This is a genomic window from Thermodesulfovibrio yellowstonii DSM 11347 (genome assembly GCF_000020985.1).
GTDB lineage: Bacteria > Nitrospirota > Thermodesulfovibrionia > Thermodesulfovibrionales > Thermodesulfovibrionaceae > Thermodesulfovibrio > Thermodesulfovibrio yellowstonii.
Window position 1 is genome coordinate 1,043,924 of the sequence record NC_011296.1, and the last position, 18,590, is coordinate 1,062,513.

At 36.3% G+C, this 18,590-nt stretch carries 15 protein-coding genes and 1 pseudogene; 6 read left to right on the forward strand and 10 right to left on the reverse strand.

Annotation, left to right across the window (positions count from 1 at the left end; translation table 11 throughout):
- Positions 1-17 precede the first annotated feature (17 nt).
- The 3 genes and pseudogenes from THEYE_RS05335 to cobN form a co-directional block, all read right to left on the reverse strand.
- Positions 18-1,862, reverse strand: a complete 1,845-nt coding sequence (locus tag THEYE_RS05335) for an AAA family ATPase (protein WP_012546102.1) — start codon at positions 1,860-1,862, stop codon at positions 18-20.
- Positions 1,840-2,850, reverse strand: a complete 1,011-nt coding sequence (locus THEYE_RS05340) for a magnesium chelatase ATPase subunit I (RefSeq protein WP_012545241.1) — start codon at positions 2,848-2,850, stop codon at positions 1,840-1,842. Before THEYE_RS05340 ends, THEYE_RS05335 begins: the two co-directional genes overlap by 23 nt.
- Positions 2,847-6,781: pseudogene (gene cobN / locus THEYE_RS10700) on the reverse strand (cobaltochelatase subunit CobN). Before cobN ends, THEYE_RS05340 begins: the two are co-directional and overlap by 4 nt.
- Before the next feature lie 73 nt (positions 6,782-6,854).
- Here cobN and THEYE_RS05350 point away from each other — a divergent pair.
- The gene (locus tag THEYE_RS05350; protein ID WP_012546765.1) at positions 6,855-7,076 is read left to right on the forward strand and encodes a type II toxin-antitoxin system HicB family antitoxin; all 222 of its coding nucleotides are present in this window, start codon (positions 6,855-6,857) and stop codon (positions 7,074-7,076) included.
- Positions 7,069-7,311, forward strand: coding sequence for a type II toxin-antitoxin system HicA family toxin (locus THEYE_RS05355; RefSeq protein ID WP_012545521.1), 243 nt, complete (start codon positions 7,069-7,071; stop codon positions 7,309-7,311). Before THEYE_RS05350 ends, THEYE_RS05355 begins: the two co-directional genes overlap by 8 nt.
- Positions 7,312-7,316: 5 nt before the next feature.
- Here the strand turns inward: THEYE_RS05355 and THEYE_RS05360 are convergent, their stop codons facing one another.
- The 7 genes from THEYE_RS05360 to tsaA form a co-directional block, all read right to left on the reverse strand.
- Positions 7,317-8,087: an ABC transporter ATP-binding protein gene (locus THEYE_RS05360; protein ID WP_012546427.1), complete on the reverse strand. Its 771-nt coding sequence runs from the start codon at positions 8,085-8,087 to the stop codon at positions 7,317-7,319.
- Between the two features lie 92 nt (positions 8,088-8,179).
- Positions 8,180-9,181, reverse strand: a complete 1,002-nt coding sequence (locus tag THEYE_RS05365) for a FecCD family ABC transporter permease (protein ID WP_012545600.1) — start codon at positions 9,179-9,181, stop codon at positions 8,180-8,182.
- A complete protein-coding gene (locus THEYE_RS05370; protein WP_164924841.1) occupies positions 9,168-10,163 on the reverse strand; it encodes an ABC transporter substrate-binding protein in 996 nt (331 codons plus the stop codon). The genes THEYE_RS05365 and THEYE_RS05370 overlap by 14 nt, the downstream gene beginning before the upstream one ends.
- Positions 10,133-12,349, reverse strand: a complete 2,217-nt coding sequence (locus THEYE_RS05375; protein WP_012545674.1) for a TonB-dependent receptor plug domain-containing protein — start codon at positions 12,347-12,349, stop codon at positions 10,133-10,135. The genes THEYE_RS05370 and THEYE_RS05375 overlap by 31 nt, the downstream gene beginning before the upstream one ends.
- 283 nt (positions 12,350-12,632) lie before the next feature.
- Complete coding sequence (gene hepT / locus THEYE_RS05380) at positions 12,633-13,091, reverse strand: type VII toxin-antitoxin system HepT family RNase toxin (RefSeq protein WP_012546056.1); 459 nt, start codon at positions 13,089-13,091, stop codon at positions 12,633-12,635.
- Positions 13,084-13,488, reverse strand: a complete 405-nt coding sequence (gene mntA / locus THEYE_RS05385; protein ID WP_012544930.1) for a type VII toxin-antitoxin system MntA family adenylyltransferase antitoxin — start codon at positions 13,486-13,488, stop codon at positions 13,084-13,086. The genes hepT and mntA overlap by 8 nt, the downstream gene beginning before the upstream one ends.
- A gap of 129 nt (positions 13,489-13,617) precedes the next feature.
- Positions 13,618-14,007 (reverse strand): tRNA (N6-threonylcarbamoyladenosine(37)-N6)-methyltransferase TrmO, encoded by a 390-nt coding sequence (gene tsaA / locus THEYE_RS05390; protein ID WP_012546312.1) that lies wholly within the window; start codon positions 14,005-14,007, stop codon positions 13,618-13,620.
- Positions 14,008-14,289: 282 nt separating this feature from the next.
- Here tsaA and cas6 point away from each other — a divergent pair, with 282 nt between their 5' ends.
- The 4 genes from cas6 to cmr1 are packed head-to-tail and all read left to right on the forward strand — an operon-like array spanning position 14,290 to position 18,583.
- Positions 14,290-15,024, forward strand: coding sequence for a CRISPR-associated endoribonuclease Cas6 (gene cas6 / locus THEYE_RS05395; RefSeq protein ID WP_012545251.1), 735 nt, complete (start codon positions 14,290-14,292; stop codon positions 15,022-15,024).
- Positions 15,021-16,652, forward strand: coding sequence for a CRISPR-associated helicase Cas3' (gene cas3 / locus THEYE_RS05400; RefSeq protein WP_012545630.1), 1,632 nt, complete (start codon positions 15,021-15,023; stop codon positions 16,650-16,652). Before cas6 ends, cas3 begins: the two co-directional genes overlap by 4 nt.
- A complete protein-coding gene (locus THEYE_RS05405) occupies positions 16,630-17,355 on the forward strand; it encodes a CRISPR-associated endonuclease Cas3'' (RefSeq protein WP_012546870.1) in 726 nt (241 codons plus the stop codon). Before cas3 ends, THEYE_RS05405 begins: the two co-directional genes overlap by 23 nt.
- The gene (cmr1, locus tag THEYE_RS05410; RefSeq protein ID WP_200855653.1) at positions 17,348-18,583 is read left to right on the forward strand and encodes a type III-B CRISPR module RAMP protein Cmr1; all 1,236 of its coding nucleotides are present in this window, start codon (positions 17,348-17,350) and stop codon (positions 18,581-18,583) included. Before THEYE_RS05405 ends, cmr1 begins: the two co-directional genes overlap by 8 nt.
- Positions 18,584-18,590: the final 7 nt, after the last annotated feature.

The window sequence follows — 18,590 nt, forward strand, 5'->3', positions numbered from 1 at the left end:
TTTAATTTTAACACAGCCTAACCTTTATGAGTTTTAACAATGTTTAAAAGACTTTCACTTTTGAGTGAATCTATTGAATGATATGTTGCTTGAAGCCATTCTGCAATCTCAATTGCTAAATCCATTTTCATAAATTTGTCCTTTTTTTCTGTATCAATAACAATGAAATCTGTTAACGGAAAATCTTTTAACATAAAACAAACACTTTTAAGTTCTTCCAAAACAGGTTTATCACTCAAGGATACATTTGGTTTTCCATCTGTAATAATCAAAATTAATAATCTATTTTCAGGATACTTAAAATGTGTTATTTTCATTAATTTATAAGCCTCCATAAGTCCAGCTGAAAGAGGAGTTTTACCTCCAGTCGGAATCTCTCTCAGACGTTTTAACGCGAGTTCCACTGAAGATGTAAGCGGAAGTAATATCTCAGCTTTATCTTTTCTGAAAACAATCATAGCCACTTTATCACGCTTTTTATAGCAATCTATAAGCAACGAAAGCACTGCTCCTTTTGTTGCCTTCATTCTCTGCTCTACACCCATAGAACCTGAACCATCAACAACAAAAATTACATTATGGCTCATTCTTCTCTCTTTTTCTTTGTATCTAAGGTCATCATCAAAAATTACTACATTATCCTTCATTGCTCTGAGTTTTTGAAAAGGTGCTGCGGCTCTCAGAGTTGCATCAATTGCAATATCTGGTCTTTTTTGCATAAGACTTCTTACATATCTACCTCCCCTACCCTTTGTTTTAGTCTTTGTTCTTCTTCCTGTTGTTTGCCTTACTATTCTATCTTTCTTGAAAATAAATCTCTTTACTTTAAATTTTTCACCAATTGGGAAAATTTCCTCTTTTTCAGAAGAAGGAATACTCTGAGATTTACCATCATGGGATTCTTGGCTTTGGGAAAGAGGAGTTTTTTGTTCTCTGTCTTTTTGCTCTTGTCTGTTTTCTGAATTATTTGAACTGTCGGTTTCATGTTCTTGTTCGTGTTTCTTTTCTTCAGGCTCTGGTTCAATAGCTCTTCTTCTATGATTTAAAACAAGGTGTGCCACTGCTTTAACATGCTCCTCAGTAACAGTCTCCTCTTCCCTGTATGCAGCAAAGGCTTTAGAGGCATAGTAAAGATAAATATCTCCTCTATGCCCAGAAACAGCTTCATTTAAAATCAAATTTGCAATAAATTCTTTTATCTCATCTGAAACTTTAACTTTTTTTATAAACTCTTTGTATTTTAATATTTTTCTAAATAATTGATGTTGCTCTGTAAAATGGCATTCATCTAAAGCATTTAACTTCAATATTTCGACTTTTTTATCTTTATCCCTTACTTCATCCATAATCACGCACATGCCGAATCTGTCAAGAAAGTGAGATGAAAAATCAGCCTCTTCAGGATTCATGGTTGCAATAATCTGAAACTGAGCAGGCTCTCTCAAAGTAATTCCTTCTCTTTCAATGATATTTTCTTCTCTTGCCTGAACTTCAAAAACAATTGAGAGAATATCCTGTGGAAAAAGATTAATATCTTCAACGATAAGAAAACCTCTGTTTGCCCTTGAAAGAAGTCCTTTCTGAAAAACTCTTTTCCCAGTTTTTATAGTTTCTTCAATATCAATTCCACCCAAAACCGCCTCTTCAGTAGAATTCATTGGAAGTAGAACAGAGGGAATTTTCAGCTGTCTCAACATATCGCAAAATGCTCTAAGAAGAGTTGATTTTCCTGTGCCTCTTTTTCCAGCCAGTAAAACACCGCCAGATTTTGGCTCAATTAAATTAAGTAAGAGAGCAAGTTTGGCATTTTCCTGATTTACGAAGTTAAAAAAGTTTATTTTATATTCTTTCAAGGATTGCATGAAGTTTCTCTGCCTCTTGCGAGATATCCTCAAAGGGAAGCCTTTTAAGTCTGTGTCTCAGAGCAAGCGGAGCAATCTTTTTTATATCTTCCTGGGTTATTTCAGCTCTTCCACTGAATGCAGCAAAAGCTCTTGCAGCCTTAAGCATGACTATGTCTGCCCTGTGACCATCAAGGTTTAGCTCCGCGGTGATATCCACAACAGCTGAGACTGATTCTTCATTGATAGTTACATCTTTAAGTCTTTCTTTTGCATTGATTATCTTTTCTGCAAGCTCTGCCTGAGCATTCTGCCACTTTTTATGGAATCCCTCGTGGTCATCATCAAACTCTGCTTTTCTTTTTAAAATTTCAACCCTTAGTGCTTTATCCCTTATTGAATTAACCTGAACACAGAGACCAAATCTGTCAAGAAGCTGAGGTCTCAGCTCTCCTTCCTCAGGATTCATAGTGCCTACAAGAATAAATCTTGCAGGATGAACAAAGGAAACACCTTCTCTTTCAACTGTATTAATTCCCATAGCAGCAGAGTCAAGCAAAAGGTCAACAATATGGTCTTCAAGCAAATTTACCTCATCAACATAGAGAAAATTTCTGTTTGCATCAGCAAGAATTCCTGGCTCAAAGCGTTTCTCACCTCTTTTTATGGCATGTTCAATATCAAGGCTGCCTACAACTCTGTCTTCTGTAACACCCAAAGGAAGCTCCACAACCCGCATTTTTTTCTTTTCATTCTCTAAGGCTTGATTTTTTTCAATCTTATCCAAACAATCACTACAAAAAGGTCCCTGAGGTGAGCAACAGAATCTACATCCTTTAACAGCATCAATTTCAGGAAGTAAATCAGCCAAAGCACGCACTGTTGTTGATTTAGCTGTGCCTTTCTCTCCCATTATTAAAACACCACCAATACTTGGGTCAATAACATTCAAAATAAGAGCAAGCTTCATCTCCTCCTGGTCAACAATAGCAGTAAAGGGAAAAATCATTTCATTACCTCCTTCATCTTGTCTCTCCAGAACTGAACTTCCTCTGCTGTTACTATATCAATACTTCCTCCTTGAAAACTTCCCTTTGTCTCACCTATTTTCTCCTCAATCCAGCCTTCAATCTCAAGATAAATTGCTTTCAATGCCTCTTTTACATCCTCTGCAGGGGTCCACAGTTCTCTTTCCATTGCCTCAATAAGTCTCCGGGCAATCTCCTCCATTGCCCATGGATTATGCTCTTCAAAGAATTTTCTGTTTTCCTCATTCATCATGAATGTTCTTGCTATGTCATCAAAAATCCAGTCATCAACCTCCTGTGTTGTTGCCTCCCATCCGTAGACTCTACCGATTCTTTTTGAGATATCTCCAGCACCTTTGTATCCATGTCTTTTCATCCCCTCAATCCATTTTGGATTTAAAAGCTTTGTTCTTACAACTCTTCTTATTTCGTCAGCAAGGTCCCTTACCTCTACATTATCTGGATTTCTTGTATCTCCGTAATAGGTTTTTACCTCTTTACCGCTTAAATGCCTTGCAGCAGCAGTCATTCCTCCGTGTGTGCCAAAATAGCAGCAACATCCAAAAAGGTCGTATTCATCGGAGACAACTTTGTTATAAGTAATGTCAACACTTTTAAGAATATCTGCAAATTCTTTATGTTTGCTTTCGCCCCATATGCCTTTTCCGTAAGCATAACCGTTCCAGTAAAGAAAAACCTCTGCAAGGTCTTTTTCTTCCTTCCAAGCAGAAGCATAAACTGCAAGCTGAGTTCCAGCCTGATATGTTCCAGGCATAGAGCAAAATATTCTCAATGTGGCAGCCCGCATATCAGCACCATTCTGAGCCATTTGCTCTAAGGCATGTTTCCGAATAAAGTTCAATTCTTCTGGCTCATCAAGGGCTGCAACTTGCTGCACTGCTTCATCAATAAGCTCAATACACATAGGAAAATTATCTCTTGTAATACCAGAAACCCTTATTGTAACATCAATTCTGGGTCTTCCAAGTTCACTAAGTGGAATTATTTCAAAGCCCTTCACCCTTCCATTTGAAAGCCATTTGGGTTTTACACCAAGAAGATACATAATCTGACCCATTCCCTCTCCATCTGCCCACATTATGTCCGTGCATTGCCAGTATACCGCCACATTTTCAGGGTATCTACCCTCTTCAGAAAGATGCTTTTCAATCAGCTTCTGAGCAAGCCTTTTGCCTATCTCAAAGGCAGTTCGTGTGGGAACTCTATAGGGGTCAAGACTGTAAAAATTCCTTCCTGTAGGCAAAACATCATCTCTTCCTCTTGTTATAAGTCCTGATGGACCTGGGGGAATGTAACTACCATAAAAACCGCTAAGAAGTGAATCAATTTCTTTTGATTCTTCAATCTTTCTGTTAAGCTCAAGAATCTTTTCTTTTATTGCTTTCCATTTTGGGTCCTGCCAGTTTATTCTGTCCAGAATTTTCATACTGAGACCTCCATTAATACTTTCTTTACAAGTTCTTTGCCGATTTTATCTATCTCTTCAGAAATGGCTCCAAAGGCTTTACCAGTGAGAGGGTCAATTTTTTGAGAATTTGCCAAAATTTCTTCCCAATCATATCCAAGCAGTTTTGCTATCTCCTTTCTAAGGGAAAGCTCCTGTCCAGCATCATATCGCATTATTGAGTATATAAAATCTACTCTTCTGTCACCTTCAGGCAGTTTTCCAAATATATGCATCCCATCCTGAATCTGGGAGTTTCTTATTAGAGAAAGCTTTATGTGGGTTTCTTCAACTATTTTTTCAAAGGGAATCTGATGTAGCTCCTCATGACTTAGCTCAGAAAGACACACTTTTTTACCATGCCAGAGGATTTTTATCTCCTTGTCAAGCTTTGCTTTAGCTATTGCATGGATTATCATATGCTCAAGCGTATGAAGTCTTGCAGGCTCTTTTCTTTTCGCCTCCTCATATTCACCAAGAAGCCTGTCAAGCTCCATTAACTCATCATAAAGCCCCCCTTCAGTAAGCACTGTCTGCATGTGATTAACAAGCACTGCATAACTACGCCTCTTTGCAATAGTGCCTTCTGGAGGATTATCAGCATTGTAAATATAAAGATGAGGCATGGTATCTATGGTAATATCAGGAAAGCAGGCTGAACTTAAACCAACACCTTTCCCCGGCAAAAATTCTAAGTTTCCATGTGTTCCTACATGCACAACTGCATGGGCTTTAAACTCACGACTTAGCCACTTATATGTTGCAACATACTGATGTGGTGGAGGAGTGTCAGGGTCATGGAGAATTCTACATACTTGACCATCACATCTTGCTCCTGCACAACCGCGTTTTGGCTGAACCATTATGAGCACATTTCCGAATCTTAATCCAGTTATCACAATCTTGCCATTATAAACCATTGCAGGAGGTATTCCGTTTTTATGCTCCCCAGGAGGTTCACCCCATGAATCAATCATACGTAAACGGGTTTTTTCAGGAATTTCGTTAAACCACTCCATGTATTTTTCTTTATCAATAAAAGCTATGGCACCACCTTTTTCAACGATTTCTTCCACTGTTGTCCATCTGAACTCTGATATTGCCTTTTTGTTCATTATCTCATCAATCAGTGCTTTGCCACTTTCAGGAGGGTCTACAATGTATCCAACCTCTTTCATTTTCTTCATAATTTCAGCAACGCTTTCAAGGCTGTCAAGATGGGCTGCAGAGCCAACTGTTGCCTCCACAGAAGCACAGGGATTGTTATGGAGGACGAAAGCAACCTTTCTTTCATTAACCGGGGTTCTTTTAAGTTCAATCCATCGGCAGATTCTATCAACAAATTTGTTTACTCTTTCCCTAATAGGCATTTTTCTTCTTTCAGACTCTTCTCCTTCAACCTGTGCTGATACTATTACTGGCTCAATAACTCCCTCAAACTCTGGCAAAGCAATACTCCAGCCTATGTCAAGATTGAGTTCCTCTTTTTCCCACTCATCAATAGTTTTGTAATAGGAACTTACAGGACAAAAAACAGGCACATTAAGCCTCTTGAGTATCTCAACTCCGTCAGAGGCTACATCGGTGTTGTCCATTCTTTTCTCTCTGCTTGTTCCAAGAAAGAATGAGATTAACTTAATAAATCCATCTATTCTTGGTTTTCCTTTTCTGTCAATAAACCACTCAAGCACAACTTCTCCGCTTCCCTTTGTGCCAAGAGCATTATCTTTTACAGAGTAAGCAAATGCAGCAATTACATTGAATCCCCTTTCCTCAAGCTCTTTAATCAATAAATCTTCAACCTCTGTGTTTCCATTTATCCAGTAATGTCTGGAAAAGAGAATGCCAATTGTAGGTCTCTCAGTTAGTAGTGAGTCAGCATCTTGACCCTTAGGATAAGACGAAAGAATGTCATTCCGAGACACTTTAGTGCCGAGGAATCTCCTACTTCCATACCATTCTAAGTATTCATCAACATTAGTAAAAATTCTATCTGCATCAGGATGATAAAGTCCTTCCCAGGGAATTTGTTCAGGCTCTTCGTAGGAAATATCATTATCTAACAGCTTATTTACAAGAAATCTGAACATGTTGGTAATGTTTTTTTCACCATTTATAACAAGATAGCTGTATGCCTTACTCAGAAGTTCAGGCTCTACATTTGAGAGCATCCAGTATGATGGGTCATGTCCGAGACAGACAACTTTTGCCTTTGTCTGTTCGCTCTTTATTCTTTTCTCAATCTCTTCCCATACTGCCTCATTTGAGCGATAAAGAAAGATAATCTCAGCCTCTTCCATATCTTTGAAAACTTCTTCAAGCCTTTCAGGTTCAGCATCCAGAACTCTTGCTGAGTATACTTTCAGAGATAAATCTTTTATATTTTTTGATACCTGAAGAACAATATTGTAATAACTCTGCCATATAACTGCTAAAATTTTAAGCATCTGTTACCTCCATTGAATATTTTGAAAAATGGCTTAATTTCGTTATAATATTTTCAAAAAGGGAGGTGTTTTGATGAAGAAATATTCTTTCCCTGTAATCATTGAAACAGATGAAGATGGTTTTTTTATAGTAAGCTGTCCTTTGTTTAAAGGTTGTCATTCTTACGGAAAAACAATTGATGAAGCGCTTAAAAACATAAGAGAAGCTATAGAGCTTTGTTTGGAAGAGGCAAAAGAAGAAGACCTTAAAAGATACATAGGCACAGAAACCATAGAAATACCTGTTAATGCATAAACTTCCAGCTATTACAGGCAAAGATTTAATAAAATTTCTTGAATCAATTGGATTTAAGGTTATTCGTATAAAAGGTTCACATGTAAGGCTAAAAAATGAGGAAGGTAAAGCCACCACAGTGCCTTTGCATGGCAGTGAAGCTTTACCTAAAGGACTTTTAAGAAAAATAATAAGAGAAGATTTAGAAATGTCACTTGAAGAATTCCTTATCTTATTCAATAAATTCAAATGTTAAACCTCCTAAATCACAGGGCATATTATGCCCTGTCCATTAATGTTGCTTTTTATTACTTCTATATCATAGACCTTTCGTATGAGCTCCTCTGAAATAATCTCATCGGGGTTACCTTCTGCTATCTTTGTTCCAGAATTTATAACCACCACCTTATCAGAAAAAAGCCCGGCAAGATTTGGGTCATGAAGGGTCATTACAACTACTAAAGCCCGATTTTTCGCAATCTCTTTAATCTTCTTAAGCACATTTATCTGATTTCTAAAATCAAGGTGACTTGTTGGTTCATCAAGTAACATCACAGGTGTATCCTGAGCAAGTGCTCTTGCAATCAAAGTGAGTTGACGCTCTCCACCACTAATTTTTGTATAGGGGATATCCTGCAAATGTTCAATTCCAACTATTGTCAAAGCCTCTTTAACTTTTTCATAATCCCTCTTTCCAGGAGATGAAAAAACTCCCACATAGCTTGCCCTTCCCATTAATACAACATCAAATACTGAGTATGGAAATGGAGGTTCGTGTTCCTGTGGAACCATGGAAAATACTTTTGCTCTTTTTCTGAATGAGAGTTTATCAATCGGGTTTGCATCAAAGAAAATCTCACCCTGGTGATATTTCCATAACCCCGCAATACATTTAAAAAGTGTTGTTTTCCCTGAACCATTAGGTCCGAGAATTGTGGTAATAGAGCCCCTTTCCGCATTAAAGCTAATACCTTTAAGAACATCGTCTTTTTTATCTTTATGCCTAAAATATATATTTCTTACACTAACCATAATTTATTCCTTTTATACCCTCTTCCCTTTTTCTGTCATTCCGAGCAAAGCGAGGAATCTCCTCCCTCGCTCCGAGTGATAGAAGAAAATATCTACTTCCCCCATGCCTCTTTACCGCCACGCTTCATGAGATATATAAAAAAGGGTGCACCTGTAAGTGCGGTGATTATTCCTACGGGTATATCAAAAGTTGTAAGTGTCCTTGAAACCGTATCTGCAGCAATCATAAAGGCTGCTCCTGCTGCAATACTTAAAGGAACAAGGCTTTTATGGTCCGGTCCTGTAAGCATCCTTACAAGATGGGGAACCATAAGCCCCACCCATCCAATTATTCCACAAAGGGAGGTAGCCACTGCTACCGCAAAAGTTGAAAAGCCTATGAAAAGCAATCTCTCCCGTCTTATATTCACCCCCAATGCCTTTGCCTCCTCTTCTCCCATGCTCATTACATTAAGCCTCCATCGCATAAGAAAAATGGGTACAACTCCAGCTAAAACTCCAGCTCCAGCTATTTTTACTGCTCTCCAGTCTGCAAGGCTAAAGCTTCCCATGAGCCAGTAAACAATGCTTTGAAGCTTATGGGGGTCAACAAGAAACTTTACTATTGAAACCATAGCTGTGAAAAAGGCAGATACAATCACTCCTGATAAAATCAAGGGAAGACGGGAGACTTCTCCCTGAGTTCTTGCAACACCATAGGCAACCATTACAGCAACTGTAGCAAAAACAAAAGCTGTAATCTGAAGGGGTAAAAAGCTCAAAAAACCTATTGTTATAGCACATCCGAATGCTGCACCTGCTGAAATACCAAGTATGAATGGGTCAACAAGGGGGTTTCGGAAAATTCCCTGAAGCGTAACTCCAGCCGAAGACAATGCTGCACCTACAAGCCCTGCAAGAATCACTCTTGGAAGCCTTATGTCAATGATTATCGCTTTCTCAGGTATATCTCCGATATCAAAGATGTGAAGAGTTTCATTCAAGAGTATTTTTATCACCATAGTGGGTGTTACTCCATATGCACCAAGAAAAAGAGATGCCCATGTGATAAATACCGGCGAGATAAAAATTAATATACTCCTAAAACCCTTCATACTGTCTCACTTTATAATAAGATATTCCGAATACTTTTTTATAAAAATCATCTATTACCTTTTCAAAATTAATATCCCTAAATACTTCAGGATAAATCTTCATTGCCATATAAAGAGCAATTGGTGCAAGACGGGGTGACCATGTAGACCACTTTGGAAGCTTATAAACTTGCTTTGTCTGCACAGCCTTGATAAACCTCCATTGACTGTTATTGTATAACCAAGACTCATCATATCCAGCAGAACCCCAGATAAAAATAAGGTCTGGATTCCATTGAACTATTTTTTCTACGGATACATCAATATTCCTTTGCATAATTGTTTCAGCCGGATTAATAGCACCTGCTATCTTTATAATATCATTTGTAACTCCCAGAGCTGCTGAAACCCTTGTTGGTGCTCCTCCAAGATGAATAACCTTTTTTCTTTTTTGTGGAGGTATTTTACTAACTTTCTCACTGATGAGCTTAAATATTTTCTCCATCTCTCTGATTACTTCTTCCACTCTTTTTTCTTTTCCGAAAATAATTCCATGCATTCTCATGTCTTTGTATAGCTCAGCGAGACTTTCAGGATACATTCCGATTACTTTTATTCCCTTTTCTTCAAGGAATTTTATCGTATCTGGGTTGTATGTCCAAGTAATTACTAAATCAGGATTTAGCTTCATTACAGCTTCTACATTAACATCGCTTCCTGTGCCTACCAATGGTTTTCTTAAATTTTTATTATCAGTCACGATTGCCTTGTAAAGTCCACAGTTTTCCTCTGCCCAGCGAGAAACTCCTGAAACCTGACTCCATAAATTTAATGCAGGTATTAACTCGTATGAGATAACAACAACAGCTCTTTTAACAGGCACATTGAGAGACACTTTTCTTCCAAGTTTGTCAGTTATAGTGATGGTAGAGGCAGAGGCTACCCCCACCATCACCAAACTCAGTAAAATTACTAAAACTTTAATGTAAGCTCTGTAAACCATGACCTACCCGGTGCTTTGTAGTATTGATAGTATTTTCTGTCAAAGATGTTATCAACTGAAAAACTGAGCTTTGCAAACTTTGTAAATTGATAGCCAATTTTTCCATCTACAACAAAATAAGGATCGTAGGAACCATAGACATTGTTTGCATAATCTCTGTTCCTATCATCAGCATACATTTTACCGACATATCTTCCTACTATATAGGCTGAAAAACCTGATTTTTCAAATTCTGCACCAATATTTGCTTTCCAGAGAGGATTATAAGTAAGTCTTTTCCCCACAGAAAGAGGTTCTGCTGTATTTTCTTTGATTTCAGAATCTGTATAAGTAAAATTAGAAAAAAGCCTCAACCATTTTTCTAATCTCTGCTCAATTTCAAACTCAACTCCTCTGGATTCTGCTTTTCCAACATTGATGTAGTCCCTGTTTGTGCCTGTAGATTTTCTGTATATTAAATCATTCATATGGTTTTCAAAATAGGTTAATGAAGCTTTTGCATCTTTCCATAACTTTTGCTCAATCCCCAAGTCCCATGACACAGCAGTTTCAGGATCTAAATAAGGATTGGGAAGATATATGGTTCCTGTAGAAGATCTCCATGTTCTATAAAGTTCATAAACCGTGGGTGGTCTGAAAGCTTTTCCAATAGAACCACGAAGAGTCGTCGTGTCAAAAGGCTTATAAACTATTGCAAACTTTGGGCTGAAAGAAGACTTGGATTTTGAAGGATAGGATTCTATTTTTGTTGGAGTCTGGGTTGTATCATAAGCATATCCTTCATAGGTCTTCCACCAGTCCTCTCTAAAACCTACATAGACTGTTAAATTGTTAAGAAACATTATTTCATCCTGAATAAAAACAGAGTAAATTCTGCCTTTACCTTTTGATTCACTTCTTAGAACTCCTGTCTTTGAATCCTCATCTTTCCAGTTACTAAGATATTCATCTTTTGTCTTTGCATAATCGTGCTTAAAGGAGCCACCAAATGTTAGAATCTGGTTATTAAAAATCGGAATCGTAAATTGTATATCTCCCATATATGACTCTGCAGGTGTATTTGTTACATAGCTACATGTTGAACCCGGAGTTGTACATCCCCAGATTTTAGCAGAAGTAGAAGGAGTTACATACCAGTCTTTTTCTATATCAAGATATGAAAGATTAAGTTTCATTTTCATGTCTTTGTAAAGATTTGTCTCAAACCCTAAGGCATAGGTATTCTGGGTTCTACCACCTGCACCATTGAGAAAAGTATACTCACTTGTGCCTAAATAATAAGGGTTTCCAGAGGCATCTTTTAAGTAAGTATGTGGGTTATCATAATTATATTCATAACGATTTCTCATGAATGAAAGATTTATTTTTGTATCTTTTGTAAACTCATACTGTGCTTTAAATGTTATTCCATCATCCCACCAGCGATTGTCTCCTTTATCACCCACAAGGTAGCCAGTACTTACTCCATAGGTGGAACTATAATAAGTAACATATTCTCCCCCAGTATATGTGCCTGAAGGCTTTGATGATCTTATATTCAAATCATTTGGATAACCATTAGTTCCCTGCCAGCCGTAGCTTAAGAAGATGCTTAGTTTATCCCAGAGTTTGTCTCCATAGGATGTATAAGTTCTCCGTAAGTCATCCATTGCCTCGCCTCTGTTCCAGCTTGAGCCATAGCCTGTTTTAAAAGTGAACTCTCTTTTTTCAGGCATCTTCGTAATAAAGTTCACTACTCCACCCATTGCATATCCACCATAAAGAGAGGAAAAGGGACCTTTTACAACTTCCACTCTTTCAAGGTCTTCTGGATAGTATCCCCCCATTCTTACATTTCCAGTATATGGATTATTTAAAACAATTCCATCCATAAGAATTAGTGTTCTTTTTTGATCTGGTATCCCTCTTAAGGTTATTGCTGAGAGCGTATCCATTAATCCCTTACCTCTTCTTACAAATACACCTGAAACATCATTCAATGCCTGATCAATTGTTTTAGGTGCTTTAAGTTCAATTTTTTCTTTTGTAATAACACTCACACTTGCAGGTGCTGACTCAATAGGCGTCTCAGTTCTCGTTGCTGTCACAACAATTTCCTCAAGCTTTACTTCCTCCTTTTGCTCTGCCTTAGCAGGACTGAAAAAATATAGAACACAAAATAACATAAATACCATTAAATAAATCATCTCAACCCCTCCACAATTCAGTTTTCATGAATTTCATCCTGTCATTCTGAGTCTGCGAAGCAAGCGAGGAATCTCCTCCTTTTTATTAAACTTCGGAAGAGACCCTTCGGGGCTACATCCCTCAGGATGACAGTTTTTGCTCCCTTCAGAGAGGTTTGAGACCCTTCATGAGCCTAATTCATAAAAAAAGCCGTGGTAAGGCTTCCGCCTTCCACGGCCTTCATGACCAGTTTTACCCTTCGTGGGTAGAAAAATTAAAACAAAAAATGGTAGGTTATGTCAACTATTCTCTTTCAAATCCGTACTTATCAGCATTCTTTAATAATTCCTGATAATAAATGTAGAATTTTAAAATATCCTCAAAATGTTGATTTATAACTGTGTATAATTCTTCAGGAGTTACTTCCCAGTAAATATGAACAAGCCTGTTACGATATCCAGCAAGATTTTTATTTTTTTCAGCAAAATCTACTGGAATAAGTCCATGTTTGCCAAGACTTACTATTATATCCTGATAATCTTTTGTTCTTGCTCCCAATCTTGAAAGAAAGTGACTCCCTACTGTCAGTATACCTTCAAGTGCTCTTCTTAGATAGTATTCTGCAATAATGTAATTTTTTTTATTCTTGACAAATTCATCTATATCCATAGTTTTAAAAGATTCCATTTCTTTTAATGCCTCTTCAATCTGGAAAAGTATGCTTCTTATCTTAGAAATATTTATCGGCTTTTTTTTAATCATTTGCAATTAAAGCCTCATTAAATATGTTTTCAAAGTATTTGAAATCAAGATATTGCATTACAATTTTGTCTTTGTATTCGTAGAAAAATTCTATATCAGAACAAAAAAGCAATTTTCCTTCTGTAACTGCATTAAATTGAAGACTCAGAGGCGATTCATGTAAATAGACTATATCAATCTTGCCTTTAAAATTTTCCGAAAGTTCATCATAAATTTCTCCATATATTTTGACTGGATCTTTTAATATTACAGTTTTGTCTTTAAATAACACAGCAAAATCAATATCGCTTCCTTTATGAAATGTGCCATCTATTACAGAGCCAAAAATTAGTATGGCAACCACTCCAAGAGATTCGAGCTTTTCTTCATCAAACTTTGGTTTTTTCTTCAAATGCATAACATATTATAACAAATAGCCTGATTTTATTTTTTTATGCTTCTATGATAGCAAATTGAGATTAAATATTAAGAGGATAAATCATATTTCTTGATATAAAGCTTTAACTTATGGATTTATTCCTTTTTACTAAAAGCAGAAAGGTTTTATATCAAGAACAGGTGTTCCATCATACATATCAAGCCTTTTAACTTTAATTACATTGTCTATCACATCCAATACCTCAAGAACTGATAGCCCGATAGGATTGGGTCTATGAGGTGAGCAGGTGCTGAAGACTCCTTTTGTTTCATTTAAGTGAGGTGGTTTCTGAATGAGTTTATCAGAAGTAAAAGGAGGAGACTTATGAAACACAAAAAGCACTACAATTTTATCTCCTGTCTTAATATCTCTTATTCCAAGCTTGTATTCAGGCTTAATTACAATCTCGCCTTCCACATCAGAAACACTCCAGTGTCTGGGGAGATCTTTAGCCTCTGTTCTTACATATCCTATTGGCTTAAATTTATACTCTTCCATATATTTTCTCCATAAAATTTTCAACTTCCTTAAAGGCAATCAGAATTTTTAAGGCTTTTACCCTTAACAGATGCCTTTCTCTATAAATAATAATTTTTTAATGAAATATTCTACCAGAAATTTAAGACAAATGGGGCATGAAGACTGGAACAAAGTTTGAGTTTTGATTATTGATTTTCAATAAAAAATATGCTATTATTTGGGAAATCCTATTTGCAAGTTTACAGAGGTTGAAATGGAAAAAGTGATGAAGGGGAATTCTAATTTATATCGGAGATAAGTGTGAGACTAATTCTTACACTAAATTCAAAGAAAGAAATAATCTTACCTTTATACTACAATGAAATCCTGCAGGGATTGATTTACAAAAATATTGAAAAAAGCATTGCAGAGGAAATTCACAACAGAGGATTCCTTTTTGAGAAAAGAAACTTCAAACTCTTTACCTTTTCAAGACTCATTGGAAAAACAAAGATTGAAAAAAGCTTTTTTAAAATCTTTACACCTTCTAAACTTATAATTTCATCACCATATAATGAAATGCTCCAAAGCCTTGCAGAGAATCTTATAAAATGGCATGAACTTAAACTTGGCAACAATACACTTTACATTGAAAGTATCAGCATTCACTATACTCCTGAAATAAAGGAAACTGCATTTATTAGAATGCTCTCTCCAATAACCATATATAGTACTCTTAACACTCCCGATGGAAGGAAGAAAACCTACTACTACAATCCAAAGGAAAAGGAGTTTTCAGAACTTATCAGAGAGAACATTATCAAAAAATACATAGCCTTTTACAGAAAAACTCCTCTTTCTAAGGAGTTTACAATAGAGCCATTGAAAGTAACAAGGGAAGACGAAAAGATTGTATCCTACAAGGGATTTATCATAAAGGGATGGATGGGAAAATACAGACTGAATGGCTCTAAAGAGTTGCTTCAGCTTGCCTATGATGGAGGCATAGGAGCAAAAAATTCTCAGGGATTTGGATGTTTTGAGGTAGAGGGATGAAGTGTGAGGAGTTTTATAAGAATTACTTTGGTATTGAGAGCCCTTATGAATATCAGGTTAAGGTGTGGGATGGTATTTATAGTTTAAAATATCCTTTACTTATTAAAGCTCCTACTGGTTCTGGTAAAACCGAGGCAGTTCTTGCACCATTTTTGTCACAATTTATTAATAATAGCTTCTCTATTGCTCCAAGGCTTATCTATTTATTACCCATGAGGGTATTGGTTAATAATGTAGCTCAAAGAATTAAAAAATACTGTGAAAAAGTCTCTCCATATATTTCTGTTGAAATTCAGCATGGTGATTTACCCAGTGCACCTTTTTTCATTGCAGACATAATTGTAACAACCCTTGATCAGTTTCTTTATGGCTTTGCAAGAGCAAGCAAACAGGTTGGAAGGCATATTGATGTACCAGCAGGTGCTATTGCTTCTTCAATGGTTGTATTTGACGAAGCCCATATGTACAGAGATGAATTCACCTTTTCCATAACGCGCGCCTTAATGGAGATATTGTATAAGAGCAATATCCCCTTTGTAGTTATGACTGCTACCATGCCTGAAAGTTTAGATAAAAATCTGTTCGAGAATATCTCAATGGATAGCGAAAGAAGAATCTTTGGGGATATAGACTTAAAATCCCATTTAGAGATAACCATAAAAGAGGAACCCCTTATCAAGAATAACGAAGTAAACATCTCAGATGAGATATTAGAAGAAATCAAACACAAAAAGACCCTTATAGTTTTAAACCAGGTTGGAAGAGCTCAAAGGGTTTATGAGGAGATTAAAAATAGGCTTGATTTAAATAATGGTAAAATTGTTTTACTTCATTCCAGATTTACAAAGTCAGATAGAGAGAGGCATGAAAAAGAGGCAGTCTCTATTATTCCTCATAAGGAAGATGGAATGATTATAAGACCAGAAAAAAGAGGTATAGTCGTTTCAACTCAGGTGCTTGAAGCTGGTATAGACTTTTCATCAGAGCTTTTGCTTACAGAATTAGCACCAGCAGACTGTCTTGTCCAGAGGGCAGGAAGGTGTGCAAGATATGAAGGTGAAAATGGGAAAATGATTATCTTCCCAGTAGAGGATGATAAAGGACATTTACCCTATAAAAAAGAACATCTGGAGAAAGCACTTGAATGGCTAAAAATTAATTCTGTTTTTAATATTAAAGATTTTAATCAAGTGTGTTTCTTTGCTGATCAAACACTTGATTATCAAGCCAATGACTATGAGGCAAGGGATACATTGATAGACCTTTATGAATGTGTTTTGTATGCAGATGAAAAGCCAGAAAATATTCAGTTAAGGGAAGGTAAGCCAATAACACTGGTAATTATTGATTTGTCAATAGGTGAAGGTAGGAAAAAGGAAGACAGAATTAGAAATGTTCTACAAAAAACAAATATCAGAGCTAATTCTATAAGTGTAGATTTTAAAGTGGGATGGAAATTGTTAAAAGATGGGATTTTGAAATACAGATTGACTTTTGATGCAGAAAAAGGCTTATGGGACTTTGTAGAAACACAAGATATATCACCTTTTAATTACTATCTGCTTGAAAAGGATAACTACGATCCATATAAAGGGGTAATACCAGATGCCAGCAGTTTCATTATATAGTGCTCCAGAAGAAGGGTATTCAGAACACATTCAAAGATGTAAAGAAAAATTTGAATATCTTTTTCCGTTATTTGAATCTTCAATTTCCAGAGTTATGCAAATGGATAACTTAAAAGATGCTGCTTTAAGCATGATATTATTTCACGATCTTGGAAAACTCACTAAAAAATGGCAGGATAATGTGAGAACAAATAAAAAACTTCCATCACATGCCACTATTGGTGCAGCATATATTTTTAAAATTTTACCTGAAGGTCTGCGGGAGCCAATAAGTTTTGCTATTGCAATTCATCACACAGATAGAGGACTGCTTGGTGAAAATATAGAAAGACCTGATGTACAGGCAATATTAGAGGGTATAGTTGATTATGATGGAAAAATAATCTGGCATGAAGAGGCATATAAATTAGCAGATGATTTATTTCCAGAGAAAGCAAGAACTCTAACTGTTAATGACTTAAAAGAGATGGCAAGAGGCTTAAGGATATGGGCAAGGGGATGTGGTTTATTAGAACAGCATCAAAGAAGAATGCAAGCGTCCTTAACCCATCATATTCTAAAGCTTTGTGATATCTCAGCAGCCACAGATAGAAAGGAATACCACAAAAAAGATGACCAGGATTATTACGGCGGATGGCTAATGGTGAAGAATATAAGAGATTATGTGGAAAATATTAAAAAAAGAGGTGAGAAACATGAATGAAAGTCTGCTTCTATTAAAATTAATTACTCCCATTTGGACTGGTGATATTGATTTAAAAAGTGATTTTATTCGATCCACCGGGATTATAGGTTCTTTAAGATTGTGGACGGAAGTAATTTTGCGAGGAATGGATTATTATATATGTGATCCAACAAGTGATAACCGTTGCCCTGAGAAAATTAATAATGACCTTGCATATTGTCCTGCTTGCCTCATTTTCGGAGCAACTGGGATAAGGAGACTCTTCAGAATGGAAATTAATGGAATAGATATAAAAAAAGTCTTTGAGGGTGAAGTAATAAACATCAGACCATCTGGACGAAATAGGGGTTGGTATTTGGGAAATGGGCTAATTGGGAATGCAGCATTGAGGGTAACTACTTTAGACAGAGAGGGTGATGATATTCTTTTGATACTACCACTATCAATTGCTGCTAAATGGGGTGCTATAGGAGCAAAAACACAACATGGCTATGGTGTTGTTAGCTTGGTAAATGAGCAACAATTAAATATTGAGACTTTTATAAATTCATTAGAGAAAATTCTTGGAGAAGAAAGACTAAAAAGATTAAATATTGAAAAAAAAAGAAGAAGCACAGACAATAATACACTACCAAATCTTAGGGAGATGTTTTTTGCAAAGGTTCAATTTAGCGTAAATGAGGCAAATTGGTGGGAGGAAATAGATGGAATAAAACAGGCATTAGAGCCTAAAAATAAAAAGGGAGAAATTGACCAGAAGTTGAAAGAAAAAAATTACCAGATATTAAAAGCTTGGTACAATTCAGGTTCTGTCCCAATTGCTCCTGCAATAAAGAACTGGTTGAGATATGGGGATGGAAGAACACTTTGGCAAACTCAAAATAATATTATAAACCACCACATAGAGAATTGGCTCTTTGGCACAGCAAGGGATAAAAAATCTGTTTCTAAAATAAATATCTCCTGTGCCTATCTAAAAAACGATAATCAGTGGGAATTTCGTATTTGGGGATGGATTCCGTCTCAGGAGAATCCATCAGGTTTTAATAAGCAGAGTTTCTTGGAAAACCTTAAAAACTCACTAAATGGAAAGGGTTCAATAAATATACCATGGACAAATCTTTTAGGTAATCATATAGGAGAACATAAACTATTGGATTGGCATGAATATAATTCTCCAAAAGATACTAAAACACCCAATGAAAGCAATTTAAAAAAATTCCTTCAAAGCCTTTTAGAAGGATAGATAGGGA

What these genes read in the sequence shown, in the direction of transcription:
- THEYE_RS05335 (WP_012546102.1), bottom strand. Translation starts at nt 1,862, where the DNA reads ATGCAATCCTTGAAAGAATATAAAATAAACTTTTTTAACTTCGTAAAT.
- THEYE_RS05340 (WP_012545241.1), bottom strand. Translation starts at nt 2,850, where the DNA reads ATGATTTTTCCCTTTACTGCTATTGTTGACCAGGAGGAGATGAAGCTT.
- THEYE_RS05350 (WP_012546765.1), top strand. Translation starts at nt 6,855, where the DNA reads ATGAAGAAATATTCTTTCCCTGTAATCATTGAAACAGATGAAGATGGT.
- THEYE_RS05355 (WP_012545521.1), top strand. Translation starts at nt 7,069, where the DNA reads ATGCATAAACTTCCAGCTATTACAGGCAAAGATTTAATAAAATTTCTT.
- THEYE_RS05360 (WP_012546427.1), bottom strand. Translation starts at nt 8,087, where the DNA reads ATGGTTAGTGTAAGAAATATATATTTTAGGCATAAAGATAAAAAAGAC.
- THEYE_RS05365 (WP_012545600.1), bottom strand. Translation starts at nt 9,181, where the DNA reads ATGAAGGGTTTTAGGAGTATATTAATTTTTATCTCGCCGGTATTTATC.
- THEYE_RS05370 (WP_164924841.1), bottom strand. Translation starts at nt 10,163, where the DNA reads ATGGTTTACAGAGCTTACATTAAAGTTTTAGTAATTTTACTGAGTTTG.
- THEYE_RS05375 (WP_012545674.1), bottom strand. Translation starts at nt 12,349, where the DNA reads ATGATTTATTTAATGGTATTTATGTTATTTTGTGTTCTATATTTTTTC.
- hepT (WP_012546056.1), bottom strand. Translation starts at nt 13,091, where the DNA reads ATGATTAAAAAAAAGCCGATAAATATTTCTAAGATAAGAAGCATACTT.
- mntA (WP_012544930.1), bottom strand. Translation starts at nt 13,488, where the DNA reads ATGCATTTGAAGAAAAAACCAAAGTTTGATGAAGAAAAGCTCGAATCT.
- tsaA (WP_012546312.1), bottom strand. Translation starts at nt 14,007, where the DNA reads ATGGAAGAGTATAAATTTAAGCCAATAGGATATGTAAGAACAGAGGCT.
- cas3 (WP_012545630.1), top strand. Translation starts at nt 15,021, where the DNA reads ATGAAGTGTGAGGAGTTTTATAAGAATTACTTTGGTATTGAGAGCCCT.
- THEYE_RS05405 (WP_012546870.1), top strand. Translation starts at nt 16,630, where the DNA reads ATGCCAGCAGTTTCATTATATAGTGCTCCAGAAGAAGGGTATTCAGAA.
- cmr1 (WP_200855653.1), top strand. Translation starts at nt 17,348, where the DNA reads ATGAATGAAAGTCTGCTTCTATTAAAATTAATTACTCCCATTTGGACT.